Annotated in this window: 8 protein-coding genes and 1 tRNA gene; 5 read left to right on the top strand and 4 right to left on the bottom strand. The window is 73.1% G+C overall.

What is annotated here, in order from left to right:
* Positions 1-13: 13 nt before the first annotated feature.
* Positions 14-106 (bottom strand) — tRNA-Sec (locus tag B446_RS38935).
* Between the two features lie 35 nt (positions 107-141).
* Here B446_RS38935 and selD point away from each other — a divergent pair.
* On the top strand, positions 142-1,179 hold the full coding sequence (selD, locus tag B446_RS03750; protein ID WP_020938080.1) for a selenide, water dikinase SelD: 1,038 nt from the start codon (positions 142-144) through the stop codon (positions 1,177-1,179).
* 74 nt (positions 1,180-1,253) lie between these two features.
* Here the strand turns inward: selD and fdh are convergent, their stop codons facing one another.
* Complete coding sequence (fdh, locus tag B446_RS03745; RefSeq protein ID WP_234967449.1) at positions 1,254-4,523, bottom strand: formate dehydrogenase; 3,270 nt, start codon at positions 4,521-4,523, stop codon at positions 1,254-1,256.
* A 335-nt stretch (positions 4,524-4,858) separates the two neighbouring features.
* Between fdh and B446_RS03735 the strand changes: the two genes are divergently transcribed.
* Both B446_RS03735 and B446_RS03730 read left to right on the top strand, forming a co-directional pair.
* On the top strand, positions 4,859-5,164 hold the full coding sequence (locus B446_RS03735; RefSeq protein ID WP_020938077.1) for a hypothetical protein: 306 nt from the start codon (positions 4,859-4,861) through the stop codon (positions 5,162-5,164).
* A 139-nt stretch (positions 5,165-5,303) separates the two neighbouring features.
* Entirely contained in the window at positions 5,304-5,864 is a 561-nt protein-coding gene (locus tag B446_RS03730; protein ID WP_020938076.1) for a haloacid dehalogenase type II, read from the top strand.
* An 86-nt stretch (positions 5,865-5,950) separates the two neighbouring features.
* Here B446_RS03730 and nrfD read toward each other — a convergent pair whose 3' ends face one another.
* Together nrfD and B446_RS03720 are read right to left on the bottom strand one after the other, a co-directional pair.
* Positions 5,951-6,997, bottom strand: a complete 1,047-nt coding sequence (gene nrfD / locus B446_RS03725; RefSeq protein ID WP_020938075.1) for an NrfD/PsrC family molybdoenzyme membrane anchor subunit — start codon at positions 6,995-6,997, stop codon at positions 5,951-5,953.
* Complete coding sequence (locus B446_RS03720; protein WP_020938074.1) at positions 6,994-8,016, bottom strand: 4Fe-4S dicluster domain-containing protein; 1,023 nt, start codon at positions 8,014-8,016, stop codon at positions 6,994-6,996. Before B446_RS03720 ends, nrfD begins: the two co-directional genes overlap by 4 nt.
* A gap of 615 nt (positions 8,017-8,631) precedes the next feature.
* Here B446_RS03720 and B446_RS03715 point away from each other — a divergent pair.
* The gene (locus B446_RS03715; protein ID WP_020938073.1) at positions 8,632-12,888 is read left to right on the top strand and encodes a HAMP domain-containing protein; all 4,257 of its coding nucleotides are present in this window, start codon (positions 8,632-8,634) and stop codon (positions 12,886-12,888) included.
* 49 nt (positions 12,889-12,937) lie between these two features.
* Positions 12,938-15,508, top strand: a complete 2,571-nt coding sequence (locus B446_RS03710) for a SpoIIE family protein phosphatase (RefSeq protein WP_020938072.1) — start codon at positions 12,938-12,940, stop codon at positions 15,506-15,508.
* The last annotated feature ends 33 nt before the right edge of the window (positions 15,509-15,541 follow it).

Genomic DNA, 15,541 nt, shown 5'->3' with positions numbered 1-15,541 from the left:
CCGGTGGGGGGAGCGGAGGCGGACGGGAATCGAACCCGCCTGCCCGAGATCCTCGGACACCTCGGTTTTGAAGACCGGGAGGGCCACCAGGCACCCACACGCCTCCACCGCTCGACCAGGCTAGTGCCCCAGGAGACAGGTATGACACCGACCCGCCAGGACGCCGTCCGCCTCACGCAGTTCGCGCACGGCGGCGGTTGTGCCTGCAAGATCCCGCCCGGCGAGCTGGAGGAGGTCGTCGCGAGTCTGGGCGCGCCGCTGCCCGCCGGCGCCGCGCCGCTGCCCGCCGGCGCCGCGCCGCTGCTCGTGGGCCTCGCCACCGGTGACGACGCCGCCGTCGTCGCGCTGCCCGGTCAGCCGGGCACCGCCGTCGTGAGCACCGCCGACTTCTTCACCCCCGTCGTCGACGACCCCTACGACTGGGGACGCATCGCCGCCGCCAACGCCCTGTCGGACGTCTACGCGATGGGCGGCCGGCCCCTGATCGCGGTCAACCTGCTCGGCTGGCCCCGCGACCGGCTCCCGTTCGAACTGGCCCGTGAGGTGCTGCGCGGCGGCCTCGACATCGCCACCGAGGCGGGCTGCCACATCGGCGGCGGCCACAGCGTCGACGACCCGGAGCCGAAGTACGGCATGGCCGTCACCGGTGTCGCCGACCCGGAGCGGCTGCTGCGCAACGACACGGGCCGGCCCGGTGTGCCGCTGTCGCTGACCAAGCCGCTCGGCCTCGGCGTGCTGAACAACCGTCACAAGGCCACGGGGGAGCGGTTCGAGCAGGCCGTCGCCACCATGACCGCCCTCAACCGCGACGCCTCGCTGGCCGCGCTGGCCGCCGGTGCCACCTGCGCCACCGACATCACCGGCTTCGGCCTCCTCGGCCATCTGCACAAGCTCGCCCGGGCCTCCGGCGTGACCGCCGTGGTCGACACCGCGGCCGTGCCCTACCTGGACGGCGCCCGGGAAGCCGTGCGGGGCGGCTACGTCAGCGGCGGCACCCGGCGCAACCTCGCGTGGGTCGCGCCGCACAGCGACTTCGGGACCACGGACGAGGACACCCGGCTGCTGCTCGCCGACGCCCAGACCTCGGGCGGGCTCCTCGTCGCCGGGGAGGTGCCCGGAGCACCGGTCGTCGGGGAACTGGTGCCGTACGACGGCACCCACTCCCTCGTCCTGCGCTGAGGGACGGGACGACGGGACCCGCGAGACGGGCGTGACCGGGGCCGACGCCCTGGCAACGCCCGTTCCGGCGGCCCTCAGGGCTCGGTGCCGGTGTGCTCGTCGATGCCCGCCCGGGCCCGGTAGGCCCGCACCAGTTCCAGCGAGGCCGGTCCGCGCGGCCGGCGGCCGGGGCGGATGTCCACGGCGAACGCCTTCGCCTCCTGGATGTGGGTGTTCGGGTCCAGCGACAGGTGCAGCAACTCGTTGGCCGCGTCCCCGGTGGTGTAGCCGTTGGGACCCCAGTGGTAGGGCAGGCCCACCTGGTGCAGCCTGCGCCCCTGCACGGTCAGCGGCGCCATCCGGTCGGTCACCAGCACCCGTGCCTCGACCACCCCGCGGGCGCTGACGATCGTCGCCCAGCCCGTGTGCTCCAGACCGCGCTCGGTGGCCAGCTCCGGGGACACCTCGCAGAAGAACTCCGGCTGCAGCTCGGCCAGATACGGCTGCCAGCGCGACATGCCGCCCGCCGTGTGGTGCTCGGTGAGCCGGTAGGTGGTGGCCACGTACGGGTACACCTGGGACCCGGGTTCGTCACCGCTCGGCTGGTAGCGGTTGTCCGGCTTCGCGGGCATCACCTGCCGGACCGGATTGCGCTGCTGCTCGTACAGCAGGTTCTGGAACGGCGAGTCCTGCGGCTCGTAGTGCACCGGCAGCGGGCCGTCGGTGATCCCGGACGGCACGTACAGCCAGGCCTTGCCGTCGGCCTGCATGATGAACGGGTCCTTGCCGGACAGCGCCTCGGGGCCGGTGGCGCCCTCGGACGGCTCGCTGCCGGGCGACTTGTCCTTCTTGAAGTCGGGCACGTCGTGCCCGGACCACTCGCCCTTGTCCGGGTCCCACCACACGAGCGCCTTCCGCTCGCTCCACGGCCTGCCCTCGGGGTCGGCCGAGGCCCGGTTGTAGAGGATCCGGCGGTTGGCGGGCCACGCCCACGCCCACTCGGCCGCCACCCAGTCCTGCTCCCGGCCGGGCTTGCGGCGGGCAGCCTGGTTCACCCCGTCCGCGTAGACACCGCAGTAGATCCAGCAGCCGCAGGCCGTCGAGCCGTCGGGCTTCAGCTGCTCGTAGGAGGACAGCGGCCTCCCCTCGGCGTCATGGCCGTTGATCTCGGCGAGCACCGCTTCCGCGTCCGGCTCGGCGATCGGGCCCTTCGTCGGGTAATCCCAGGTCAGGTCCAGCAGCGGCCGGTCCATGTCGTCGGTCGACCCGGCGAGCTTCTCCCGGATCAGCCGCCCCAGGTGGTAGGCGAACCACAGGTCGCTGCGCGACTCGCCGGGCGGCTCGACCGCCTGGTGGTGCCACTGCAGCAGCCGCTGGGTGTTGGTGAAACTGCCGTCCTTCTCGGTGTGCGCGGCGGCCGGCAGGAAGAACACCTCGGTGCCGATGTCCTCCGTACGCAGCTCACCGGTCTCGATCTCCGGGCCGTCCTTCCACCAGGTCGCCGACTCGATCAGCGAGAAGTCGCGCACCACCAGCCAGTCGAGGTTCGCCATCCCGAGCCGCATCAGCTTGGCGTTGGCGTTGCCCACCGCCGGGTTCTCGCCCACCAGGAAGTAGCCCTTGCAGACGCCCTCCAGCTGGGCCATCGTCGTCTCGTACGCCGAGTGGGAGCCGGTCAGCCGCGGCAGGTAGTCGAAGCAGTAGTCGTTCTCCTCGGTCGCCGCGTCGCCCCAGTAGGCCTTGAGCAGGCTCACCAGGTACGCGCGCATGTTGCCCCAGTAGCCCTTGTGCGTCGCCTCCGCCTCCACGAAGGCGTCCAGGTCCTCGTTCTTGTGGGCGTGCGGCATCGGGATGTAGCCCGGCAGCAGGTTGAACAGTGTCGGGATGTCGGTCGAGCCCTGGATGGAGGCGTGCCCGCGCAGCGCGAGGATGCCGCCGCCCGGACGGCCGATGTTGCCGAGCAGGGTCTGGAGTACGGCGGCCGCGCGGATGTACTGCACGCCGACCGTGTGCTGCGTCCAGCCCACCGCGTAGGCGAAGGCCGTGGTGCGGTCCCGGCCGGAGTTCTCGGTGAGCAGTTCGCACACCTGGCGGAACAGGTCCTGCGGCACTCCGCAGATCTGCTCGACCATCTCCGGCGTGTAGCGGGCGTAGTGCCGCTTGAGCACCTGGAAGACGCAGCGCGGATGGGTCAGCGTCTCGTCCCGTTCCGGCTCGCCCTCGCCGATCACCGCGCCACCCGCGCCGTGCGCCTCGCCGCGGGCCGCCTCGGTCACCGAACGGCTGTCGTCGCCGCCCTTGACACCCTTGTCGTCCTCCTCGTCAAGCTCGCCGGAGGGCGCCTGCACCTCGGTGCCCTCGTACTGCCAGCTCGTGTTGTCGTACGAGCGGCTGTCGGTGTCCAGGCCGGAGAAGACGCCGGCCAGGTCCTCGGTGTCCTGGAAGTCCTCGCGCACGATCACCGGCGCGTTGCTGTACGCCACGATGTAGTCGCGGAAGTACTTCTCCTGCTCCAGGACGTAGTTGATGATCCCGCCCAGGAAGGCGATGTCGGTGCCCGCGCGCAGCGGCACGTGCAGGTCCGCGAGAGCGCTGGTGCGGGTGAACCGCGGGTCGACGTGGATCACCTTCGCGCCGCGCGCCTTGGCCTCCATCACCCACTGGAACCCGACCGGATGGCACTCGGCCATGTTCGAGCCCTCGATGAGAATGCAGTCCGCGTTCTGCAGGTCCTGCTGGAAGGTGGTCGCGCCGCCGCGTCCGAACGAAGTCCCCAGACTGGGAACGGTGGAGGAGTGTCAAATACGCGCCTGGTTCTCGATCTGGATGGCTCCGAGCGCGGTGAACAACTTCTTGATCAGGTAGTTCTCTTCGTTGTCCAGCGTCGCCCCGCCCAGGCTCGCGAAGCCGAGCGTGCGCCGGGTGCGGGTCTCGTCGACCTCCCACTGCCAGCCCTCGCGGCGCGCCGCGATCACCCGGTCGGCGATCATGTCCATCGCCGTGTCCAGGTCGAGACGTTCCCAGTCGGTGCTGTGCGGGCGCCGGTACAGGACCTCGTGCCGGCGGGCCTCGCCCGTCGTCAGCTGCAGGCTCGCCGAGCCCTTCGGGCACAGCCGGCCGCGGGAGATGGGGGAGTCCGGGTCGCCCTCGATCTGGGTGACCTTCTCGTCCTGCACGTACACGTTCTGGCCGCAGCCCACCGCGCAGTACGGACAGACGGACTTCACCACCCGGTCGGCGGAGGCCACCCGGGGCCGCAGGCGTCCGGTGGCGCCGCTCTTGGCGGCCGCGCCCCGGCCCAGCGGGTCGGTGCCCGTGAGCTGCCGGAAGACCGGCCAGGAGTCGATCCAGGTGCGTACGCCCATGGCGCTCACTCCTCCCGTTCCGTGCCGGGCCGTGCCCGCCGCTCCTGGGGTGGATTCTCCCGCGGCCGAGGGAGCGCGGCATCCCCGGACGCCGTGTGCGTACGCGGCCGCTCGCTTCGGCTGGGCACCGGGCCTCGCCCCCTTCGTCCCGCTCCTGACGAGCGGCGGAGTACCCCCGCCCCCGTACGGCAAACGCGGCCGTCCGTCCGCGCGAGGTGTGGGCGTGGCCTGCCCGGGGGACTTGGGCGCTGCGGTGTGTCGGACGACGCACCGGCCCAGGTGCCCGTAATGTCCTGCGGGCAGCGGTCTCGGACCGGAGGACGGGGGTCCCGCCCATGTTCGCGCTCGGCCACGCGAGGGTGAAGCGCCGTCTGCCCGCCCTCGTCGTCGCCTGCTGGGGCCTGATCAACGGTCCGTTCCTCGTCGTACTGGCGGTCCGCGGCGAGAGTGCCCTGTTCCATCGGCTGTGGGGCGGCGCCGTCCTGGTCCTCGAACTCATCGCCGTGCCCCTGCTCGGCGGGGCCGCCGCGAGCGGCGGAGCACGGCACGACGGCGCGGGAGCGGTGAGGGCGGACGGACCACGGCACAGGTCCGTCCCCGCTCGCCTCCGCGGCTGCTGTGCTCGCCGCCGGGAGGGGTGAGGCGCTTGCCCCGTGAACCCCGACCGCGGCTCCTCGTGTTCGACGTCAACGAGACGCTCACCGACCTGTCCGCGCTCGCGCCCCGGCTGGCCCACACGCCGGCCTGCCGGGCGACCTCCTGCCGGTCTGGTTCGCGGGTGTGCTGCGCGACGGCGTCGCCCTGACCCTGGCGGGCGGCGGCGCCTCCTTCGCCGACGTCGCGGCCGACGGACTGCGTACCCTCGCGGCCCGCGCCCGACTCCCCGGCGACCCGGCGGAGGCCGTCCGGCACGTCCTCGCCGGCCTGCCCAGGCTGCCGGTGCACCCCGACGTCCCCGACGGCGTACGGGCCCTGCGCGCGGCCGGGTACCGCCTGCTGACCCTCACCAACGGCTCGGCCACCACCACCCGCGCCGTACTGGACCACGCCGGTCTCACCGGCCACTTCGAGGCCCACCTGGACGTGACGGGCGCCGGCCGCTGGAAGCCCGCCCGCGAGGCCTACGCCCACGCCCTGGAGACCGCCGGGGTGCCGCCCGGGGAAGCCCTGCTGGTGTCGGTGCACCCCTGGGACACCGACGGCGCCGCCCGGGCCGGCCTCGCCACGGCCTGGCTGCACCGCACCCCCGAGCCCTACCCGCGCACCGCGCACCCACCGGACTGGTCGGCCACCGGTGTCGCGGACCTGGCGGCACGACTCAAGGCCGCGCCCGCGGCCTAACGGCCGGATGGATGCCGTACGGACGGCGGCCCGGCGCAGCCAGGCACCCGCGGCCCGGCCGAGGTGGCGCCTCGCCGCGGGCCGGCTCAGCCCTCGCGGGCCGTCAGGCGTTCGCGTTGGGGGACGACCGTGTACTTCGGGTCCTTCGCGGAGGCGACTCCCGCGTGGAAGACTCCGAAGCGGAGGGCGGCCGAGCCGGAGAGCAGGGCCGCTCCGGCCGCCAGGGCGAGCCGCCGGTCGCGCAGGCGTCCCGACAGGACCGCCAGCGCGGCACCGCCCGCCGTCAGGGTCTCCGCCGCCCGCAGCAGCCGGTGCGCCTTCCCCTGCTCGAACGTCTCCGCGGACAGGCCCATGCGGTGCTTCATCGCCTGGAAGGTGCCCAGCTCCAGCGCGGCCCCCAGCGCGGCCATGCGGCGCGCCGGGCCCGCCTGCGCCGCAGGGGTCGCGGCCAGCGCGAGACCGGCCGCCGCGGTGGCACCGGACCCCGCGAAGACGTACGGCAGCTCCCGGTAGCCCTCGTGCCACGAGGGCACCGCGGTGTCGGCGAGCAGCACCGCCGTGTAGGTCGCCACCGCCGGGCCGAGGACGGCGGCGCCCGCCGTGGCCAGCGAGCCCACCCGCCGGGCGCGGCCCGTGAGGTCGACGGCCGCGGCACCCAGCGCCAGCGGGGCGTAGCCCGACAGCACCCACGAGCCCACGTTCATCGGCGAGGTGGGCTTGAAGACCCGCAGCATGTTCAGGAAGCGCGCCGGACGGCCCAGGTCGTGCACGAGCGCGACCAGCGACAGGCTGATCGCCCCGGCGGCGCCCAGTTTCGCCGGGCGGGCCAGCGCCGGCCGCCCGGTCACGCCCGCACCGGCCGCCAGCAGCGACGACGCCCCGGCCAGACCGCCCAGGTACAGGTAGCCCGCGATGTCCAGGGGCTTCCACGTCGGCTTGTTCAGGACCGGCTTGCCGTAGTACGACGAGAACTCCGCCTCCGGGACCATCGGCTGCTCGCCGCGGCCGCCGCGGCCGCCGCGGCCGCCCCGGCCGCGCCGGTGCCGGCGGCGCCCCGCCTTCGCCCCCGTCAGCGCCTCACGTTGCGTCCGCTCGCCCCGCAGCCCCTCCCGGGTGACATCGGAATCGCTCATCGCGGCCTCCTCGCGAAACTGGCGACGGCCAGCGCGCCGAGCGAGACGGCGGCCATCGCCGCGTGCCGCCACATGTCGGGCAGGTCCCGGGTGGTGACGACGGGGTCCGGCGGCAGCCCGTAGACCTCGGGCTCGTCCAGCAGCAGGAAGAACGCGCCGTCCCCGCCCACCCCGTCGTCGGGGCTCTCGCCGTACAGCCGGGCATCGGTCACCCCGGAGGCGTGCAGCTGCGCCACCCGGCCCGCCGCCCGCTCCCGCAGCTCCTCCAGCGGCCCGAACTGGATGGACTCCGTCGGGCAGGACTTGGCGCAGGCCGGCTCCATGCCGACGCCGAGCCGGTCGTAGCACAGGGTGCACTTCCACACCCGGCCGTCGTCCTTGCGCTGGTCGATGACGCCGTACGGGCAGGCCGGCACGCAGTAGCCGCAGCCGTTGCAGACGTCCTCCTGGACGACGACCGTGCCGAACTCGGTGCGGAACAGCGCGCCCGTCGGACACACGTCCAGGCAGGCCGCGTGCGTGCAGTGCTTGCACACGTCCGACGCCATCAGCCAGCGCAGCTCCGTGCGGCCGTCGGGCGACACCGGCGAGATCTCGCCGGCCGGGGCGCCCGCCGGGGCCGCGCCCGCCGGGGGAGTGGTGGCACCCGGGCCCGGGGAGGCCGCGTCGGTGCCGAGCGCCGAGGCCGCGGCGAAGACGTCCACGTCGTCGTGCGAGACCCCGGGCTGCTGCCCGCCGAACGGCTTGCGCTGCTCGATGAAGGCCACGTGCCGCCAGGTGTCGGCGCCGAGGCCCTGCGTGTTGTCGTAGGACATGCCGGTCAGTTCGAGGCCGTCCTCCGGAACGGCGTTCCACTCCTTGCAGGCCACTTCGCAGGCCTTGCAGCCGATGCACACGGAGGTGTCGGTGAAGAAGCCCATCCTGGGCGGGGCGTCCGGGTAACCGGATGCGCCCGCCACGTCCGGCTGCGGTCCGAACCACAGACCGGCCCGGTCCGCCCTGACCTGATCGCCGCTCATGCCCTGTCCACCTCGCTCACGACCGGTTCCTCCGCGGTCCGGGCTTCAGGACTCCCGCTCGCCCGACCGGGGAACGCTTTGTGCGGCGACCTCTCGCCCCTGGACGCGACGGGGGGAGGGGCAGGGGCCGACCGAGCGCCACGGCCCTCCGGCCGGGGCGACGGATCTCCGTCGGACGCCTCCACCGCGTGCTCGCCTTCCGCCCGGTCCCGAGTCCCTCACGCTCGGTGCTCTCCTCCGAGCGTGGCACGGGTGCCCCGGGGCCGCCCGTCCGAAACGGCCGGCACGGCCCGTCGGCGGGGTGGCCGGGGAGCGGGGGCGACGAGACGGTGAAGGACCCGCGATGATGGCCCCATGACAACGGCAGCGCAGCGCGTAAACTGCCCCGGTTACCCCGCCGCACGGGTTCCACACCCGTCGGTTTCCTCACGCCGGGAGCGCGACCCGCGGCTTTGTCCACAGTCGTGAAGGTGGGTTAGCCTGCCACGTATTTCTCATCGAGCAATTCCGTGAACTGCGGAAATGCAATCACCGAAACCGGGTCGGGCCGTGTGCCCGGTAGTGGTTCCGAGCCCTTGGCGACGAGGGCTCCTGGGGAGCGGAACGAGGGTGCGCATGGCCGGCAAGGCGACCGGGACGACCGAGGCGGTCCCGGCGGAGCAAGAGCTGCGGAGACTCCTGGCGGGTCTGACCGCCGTACGCGACGGAGACTTCGGCACACGTCTGCCCGACGACGCCAGCGGTCTCATGGGAGACATCGCCACCGTCTTCAACGGCATGGTCGACCAGCTCTCGGTCTTCACCTCCGAGGTGACCCGGGTGGCCCGCGAGGTGGGCACCGAGGGCACCCTCGGGGGACAGGCGGAGGTCCCGGGCGTCTCCGGCACCTGGGCGGACCTCACCGACTCCGTCAACGCCATGGCGGGCAACCTCACCACGCAGGTCCGTGACATCGCCCAGGTCGCCACGGCCGTGGCCAAGGGCGACCTGTCGCAGAAGATCGACGTGCCCGCGCGCGGCGAGATCCTGCAGCTGAAGGAGACCGTCAACACGATGGTCGATCAGCTCTCCGCGTTCGCCGACGAGGTGACCCGGGTCGCCAAGGAGGTCGGCACCGAGGGCCGCCTCGGCGGACAGGCGCAGGTGCCCGGCGTCGCCGGCGTCTGGCGCGACCTCACGGATTCGGTCAATTTCATGGCCGGAAACCTCACCGCCCAGGTGCGCAACGTCGCCCAGGTGACGACCGCCGTGGCGCAGGGCGACCTGTCGCAGAAGATCACCGTGGACGCACGCGGCGAGATCCTGGAGCTCAAGAGCACCATCAACACGATGGTGGACCAGCTCTCCGCGTTCGCCGACGAGGTGACCCGGGTGGCCCGCGAGGTCGGCACCGAGGGCCGCCTAGGGGGACAGGCGGACGTCAAGGGCGTCAAGGGCACCTGGCGCGACCTGACGGACTCCGTGAACTTCATGGCGGGCAACCTCACCGCCCAGGTCCGCAACGTGGCCCAGGTGGCCACGGCGGTGGCGCAGGGCGACCTGTCGCAGAAGATCACCGTGGACGCGCGCGGCGAGATCCTGGAGCTCAAGAACACCATCAACACGATGGTGGACCAGCTCTCCGCGTTCGCCGACGAGGTCACCCGGGTGGCCCGCGAGGTCGGCACCGCGGGCAACCTCGGCGGCCAGGCCACCGTGCGCGGGGTCTCGGGCACCTGGAAGGACCTCACCGACAACGTCAACGTGATGGCCTCCAACCTGACCGGTCAGGTCCGCTCCATCGCGCAGGTCGCCACCGCCGTCGCCCGCGGCGACCTCTCCCAGAAGATCACCGTCGAGGCCAAGGGCGAGGTCGCCGCACTGGCCGACGTCATCAACACCATGGTCGACACGCTCTCCGCGTTCGCCGACGAGGTGACCCGGGTGGCCCGCGAGGTCGGCACCGAGGGACGCCTGGGCGGCCAAGCCCACGTGCCCAACGTGGCCGGCACCTGGAAGGACCTCACCGACAACGTCAACTCCATGGCCAACAACCTCACCGGCCAGGTGCGCAACATCGCGCTGGTGACCACCGCCGTGGCCAAGGGCGACCTGTCCAAGAAGATCGACGTCGACGCCCGCGGCGAGATCCTCGAACTGAAGACCACGATCAACACGATGGTCGACCAGCTCTCCGCGTTCGCCGACGAGGTGACCCGCGTGGCCCGCGAGGTCGGCACCGAGGGCCGCCTCGGCGGCCAGGCCGAGGTCGAGGGCGTCTCCGGCACCTGGAAGCGCCTGACGGAGAACGTCAACGAGCTGGCCGGCAACCTGACCCGGCAGGTGCGCGCCATCGGCGAGGTGGCCAGCGCCGTGGCCGAGGGCGACCTCACCCGGTCCATCACCGTCGACGCCGCCGGCGAGGTCGCCGAACTCAAGGACAACATCAACTCGATGGTGGAGTCCCTGCGCGAGACCACCCGGGCCAACCAGGAACAGGACTGGCTCAAGACCAACCTCGCCCGCATCTCCGCCCTCATGCAGGGCCACCGGGACCTGTCCGTCGTCGCCGAGCTGATCATGGACGAGCTGGTGCCCCTGGTCTCCGCCCAGTACGGCGCCTTCTACCTCGCCGAGGACGGGGCGTCCGGACCCGAACTGCGGCTCGTCGGCTCCTACGGCCGCCCGGAGGACGACACCAGACCCACGCGGATCGCCTTCGGCCGCTCCCTGGTCGGCCAGGCCGCGCGCAGCCGCCGCATCATCGGCGTGGACCAGCTCCCGCCCGGGTACGTCACCATCTCCTCCGGACTCGGGCAGATCGAGCCCACCGACCTGCTGCTGCTCCCCATCGTCTTCGAGGAGCAGGTCCTCGGCGTCATCGAACTCGCCTCGGTCACCGCCTTCACCCCGGTCCAGCGGGACTTCCTGCAGCAGCTCGTGGAGACCATCGGCGTCAACGTCAACACGATCGTCGCCAACGCCCGCACCGACGAACTGCTCCAGGAGTCGCAGCGCCTGACCAGCGAACTGCAGTCGCGCTCGGCCGAGTTGCAGGCGCGCCAGGAGGAACTCCAGCAGTCCAACGCCGAACTGGAGGACAAGGCCTCGCTGCTGGCCGACCAGAACCGGGACATCGAGGCGAAGAACCTCCAGATCGAGCAGGCCCGGCAGGAACTGGAGGCGCGCGCCCAGCAGTTGTCGCTGGCCTCGCGCTACAAGTCCGAGTTCCTGGCCAACATGAGCCACGAGCTGCGCACGCCGCTCAACAGCCTGCTCATCCTCGCCCAGCTGCTGGCCCAGAACCCCTCCCGCAACCTCACCCCGAAGCAGGTGGAGTACGCGGGCATCATCCACTCCGCCGGCTCGGACCTGCTCCAGCTCATCAACGACATCCTCGACCTGTCCAAGGTCGAGGCGGGCAAGATGGACATCACCCCCGAGCGGGTCCCCCTCAAGCAGCTCATCGAGTACGTCGAGGCCACCTTCCAGCCGATGACCTCGCAGAAGAGCCTCGACTTCACCATCACCACCGCCCCGGGCGCGCCCGCCGACCTGCTCACCGACGACTCCCGGCTGCGGCAGATCCTGCGCAACCTGCTGTCCAACGCGGTGAAGTTCACCGAGCAGGGCTGCGTCGAACTGCGCGTCGAACCGGCGCCGGACGACGAGGTGCCCGGGGGCGTGGTGCGCGGCGGCACCATCGTGGCCTTCCGGGTGAAGGACACCGGCATCGGCATCGCGGAACAGCAGCGGGAGACCATCTTCGGCGCCTTCCAGCAGGCCGACGGCACCACCAGCCGCAAGTACGGCGGCACCGGCCTCGGCCTGTCCATCACCCGGGAGATCGCGCACCTGCTCGGCGGCGCCGTCACCGTGGAGAGCACGCCCGGCAAGGGCAGCACCTTCACCCTCTTCCTGCCCGTGGCCCGCGCGGACTTCGAGGAACTCCTGCGCGGCGGCCGCGCGACGCCCCAGATGCTCACGGCGTCCCCGGTCGACGAACCCGCCGAACGGGAGCCGGTGGCCGAGGCCCGGCCGGGCACCGCCCGCGGGCAGCGCGCCCGCCGTCTGCTCGTCGTGGAGGAGCGGCCGCGCGGCCTGCTCACGCTGGTCGCCGAGAGCGTCGTCGGGGACCTCGCGCACGGCCCGGGCGGCACCCCCGTCGACATCATCACCGCCGTCGGTGCGCAGGAGGCGGCCGGCGCGCTGGCCGCTGAGCCCTGCCACTGCGTCGTCGTCCAGCTCGGCGCGTCCGACGGCGAGTCCGCCCGCTTCCTGCGGGCCCTGCGCGGCGACTCGGCCCTGGCCAGCGTCCCCGTCCTGGTGCACAGCTCCCACCGCACCGACCAGCAGGACCAGGACACCGAGGGCGGCTCGCTGGAGTACCTGTACAGCCTGGACGAGCTGCGCGAGCGGATCGCCCTGCACCTGTCGGCCGAGGAGCCCGGCGAGGTGCTCACCCTGGTCCGCGGCGACGAGCCGCAGCCGGCCGAGCCCCACCAGGTGGACGAGCGCGACCGGGGCCGCAGCGTCCTCGTCGTGGACGACGACGCGCGCAACCTGTTCGCGCTCAGCGGCATCCTCGAACTGCACGGCTTCCGGGTGCTGCACGCGGAGAACGGCCGCAAGGGCATCGAGACGCTGGTGAACAACCCGGACGTCGAACTCGTTCTGATGGACGTGATGATGCCCGAGATGGACGGCTACACCGCGACGGCCGAGATCCGCCGGATGCCGCAGTACGCCGACCTGCCGGTCATCGCCGTGACCGCCAAGGCCATGCAGGGCGACCGGGAGAAGAGTCTCGCCTCCGGCGCCAGCGACTACGTGACCAAACCGGTGGACACGCATGACCTCATCTCCTGTGTCCGGCGCTGGCTCCCCGCGTGAGAACACCCCCGACCGCCCCACCGCCCGCCGGCCTAGGAGCACGCACACGGTGAACGCCCACGACCCGTCGGCCGGATCCGGGGCACCCGCCCGGGGTCCCGCCGGCACCGACGCACCGGAGGCCCCCGACGCGGCCGCCGCGCCGAAGGCGGTCGCGCTCCCCGGCACGCCCGGACCGGCCGACGCACCGGCCGTCCCCGGCGGGTCCGGGGCGCTCGAGGCCGGCCTCGATCCGGCGGACCTCGCCGAACCGGCCGACCTCGCCGACCTGCACCTGCCCCCGGTGCCCGCCAGTTCACCGGCCGGCCGGCTGGCCGCGACGGTCGAACGGCTGCGCACGGAGGTGCGCACGGCGCAGGCCGAGGCCGAGGGCCGGGCCCTGATCGAACTGGCCAAGGGCATCCTGGTCGAGCGCCTCGGCTGCGGTCCCGCGCAGGCCGCGCGGCAGCTCGCCGAACTCACCGAGCAGGCGCGGGTGTCCCCGCTGGAGTTCGCCGTCGAGGTCATCAACCAGGCGGCGCGGGACCGGGTCTCGGAGGTCGCCGGGGCCTTCCTGGCCGCGACCGCGGACCCGACGGCGCCGGCCGAGGACTCGGCCGCCGTACGGCTGCGGGCCGCCGAGAGCGGGGTGCTCGCCGCCGACGACACCCAGGCGGTGGCCGACTCGCTGCTCCAGCACGCGCTGCGGCCGCTCGGCGCGGTGGCCGTCGCCGTCTGGGCCGCCGGCTCCGACGGCTCCCTCACCCTGGCGGGCAGCGCCGGTTTCCCGCCCGCCGAGGCGGCCCGCTGGCGCTACGTCCCGCCGGACGTCGCCACCGTCGCCCGGCGTGGTCTGACCGAGCCCGACGGGCTCTGGCTGGGATCGCTCGCCGGTTCCGGGCTGCCCACCCTCGGACGGCGGGACCTCGCCGACGGCGCGCGGGCCGCCGTACCCGCCGGGACGGGCGGCCGGATCCACGGCGTCCTGGAGATCGCCTGGGCCCGGCCCGAAGGCCCCCAGCCACCGCAGGTGATCCGCCAGATCGAGGCGCTCGCCGAACTGTGCGGGCACACCCTGGAGTCGCACGCGGTGCCGCCCGGGGGCGGGCAGGAACCCCGGCTGCTGCCCGACGCGGCGGAGCTGATGGACCTGGCGGACGGACTGCACGACCCCGCCCTCGTGCTGGTGCCCCACCTCGACGACACCGGGCGGCTCGTCGACTTCCGCATCCAGCACGTCAACACGCACTTCCTCGACCCCGCGGGCCGGCCGCGTGCCATGATCAACGGCGCGCTGCTGCTGGAGGCCTACCCGATGGCCGCCGCGGCCAGCGAGCTGTTCCAGCGGGTGGAGCGGGTGCACGCCACCGGCGAGCCGTTCCGCGCCCACCGGATGCGGCTGACCGCGCTGGTCGACCAGGTGCCGCTGGCCGCCGTCGCCGACATCAGCATCAGCCGGCACGGCGCCGCCGTCCTGCTCATCTGGCGCATCGAGGACGAGACCGCGCGCCTGGCCAGCCTGCTCCAGCACGCCCAGCGGCTCGGCCGCATCGGCGGCTTCGAGGAGAACGTGCTCACCGGCGAGATCACCTGGAACGGGCAGCTGTTCGACCTCTACGGCCGTCCGCCCACCAGCCCTCCGGTCCCGCTGGAGGACCTGGCCGCCCACGCCCACCCCGACGAGGCCGTCACCATCGGCCGCTTCCTGCGCACCCTGCTGCACCACCGTCGCCCCGCGTCCGCCGCGTTCCGGCTGCTGCGGCCCGACGGGGTCACCCGGCACATGCGGGTGGTGGCCGAGCCGGTCCTGGACACCGACGGCCAGCTCTTCGGCGTACGCGGCGCCTACCAGGACATCTCCGCCCAGCACTGGACGGAGGTGGCGCTCGCCGCCACCCGCGACCAGCTCGCCCACACCGAGCAGCAGGCCGACGAGCGCAACCGCCTCGCACTCCAGCTCCAGCACGCCATCATGCCGCCCACGCAGACCCCGCTCCAGGTGCCGGAACTCAAGGTCGCGGTGCGCTACCGGCCCGCCGAGACCGAGCAACTGGTCGGCGGCGACTGGTACGACGCCGTCGTGCTGCCCTCCGGTCTCGTGCTGCTGTGCGTGGGGGACGTCGCCGGGCACGGCATCGAGGCGGCGACCAGCATGGTCGTGCTGCGCAACGCCCTGCGCGGCCTGGCCGTGACGGGCGCCGGGCCCGCGCAGCTGCTGTCCTGGCTGAACATCGTCGCCCACCATCTGACCGGCGCGGTCACGGCGACCGCCGTCTGCGGTCTGTACGACGGTGAGCGGCGCACCCTGCGCTGGGCGCGGGCGGGGCATCTCCCGCCGGTCCTGGTGCGCGACGGGGAGGCGGTCGCGCTGCCCCCGATCAAGGGTCTGCTGCTGGGCGCGGTGCCGGAGGCCGGGTACGAGGAGACGGAGGTGCAGCTCGCGGCCGGCGACACCCTGCTGATGTACACGGACGGCCTCATCGAGCGCCGGGACCGTTCCGTCGAGGAGTCCCTGTCGCACCTGCTGGTGACGGCCAGCTCCGCGCCCGTCAGCCTGGACCAGCATCTGGACCGGCTGCTCACCTACAGCCGGTCGGACACCGACGACGACACGTGCATCGTGGGAATCCGCGTCGCCTGAGGGGCCGGTGGCCCCGGGGGACTGCCGCCGCCC

Origin of the sequence: Streptomyces collinus Tu 365 (assembly GCF_000444875.1) — a bacterium.
Classification (GTDB): Bacteria; Actinomycetota; Actinomycetes; order Streptomycetales; family Streptomycetaceae; genus Streptomyces; species Streptomyces collinus_A.
The sequence above is the reverse complement of the archived record's forward strand: the minus strand, read 5'-3'. Positions and strand labels throughout refer to the sequence as shown.

Coding starts and splice junctions, on each gene's coding strand:
- B446_RS03720 (WP_020938074.1), bottom strand. CDS start 8,016: ATGAGCGGCGATCAGGTCAGGGCGGACCGGGCCGGTCTGTGGTTCGGA.
- B446_RS03715 (WP_020938073.1), top strand. CDS start 8,632: ATGGCCGGCAAGGCGACCGGGACGACCGAGGCGGTCCCGGCGGAGCAA.
- nrfD (WP_020938075.1), bottom strand. CDS start 6,997: ATGAGCGATTCCGATGTCACCCGGGAGGGGCTGCGGGGCGAGCGGACG.
- B446_RS03735 (WP_020938077.1), top strand. CDS start 4,859: ATGTTCGCGCTCGGCCACGCGAGGGTGAAGCGCCGTCTGCCCGCCCTC.
- selD (WP_020938080.1), top strand. CDS start 142: ATGACACCGACCCGCCAGGACGCCGTCCGCCTCACGCAGTTCGCGCAC.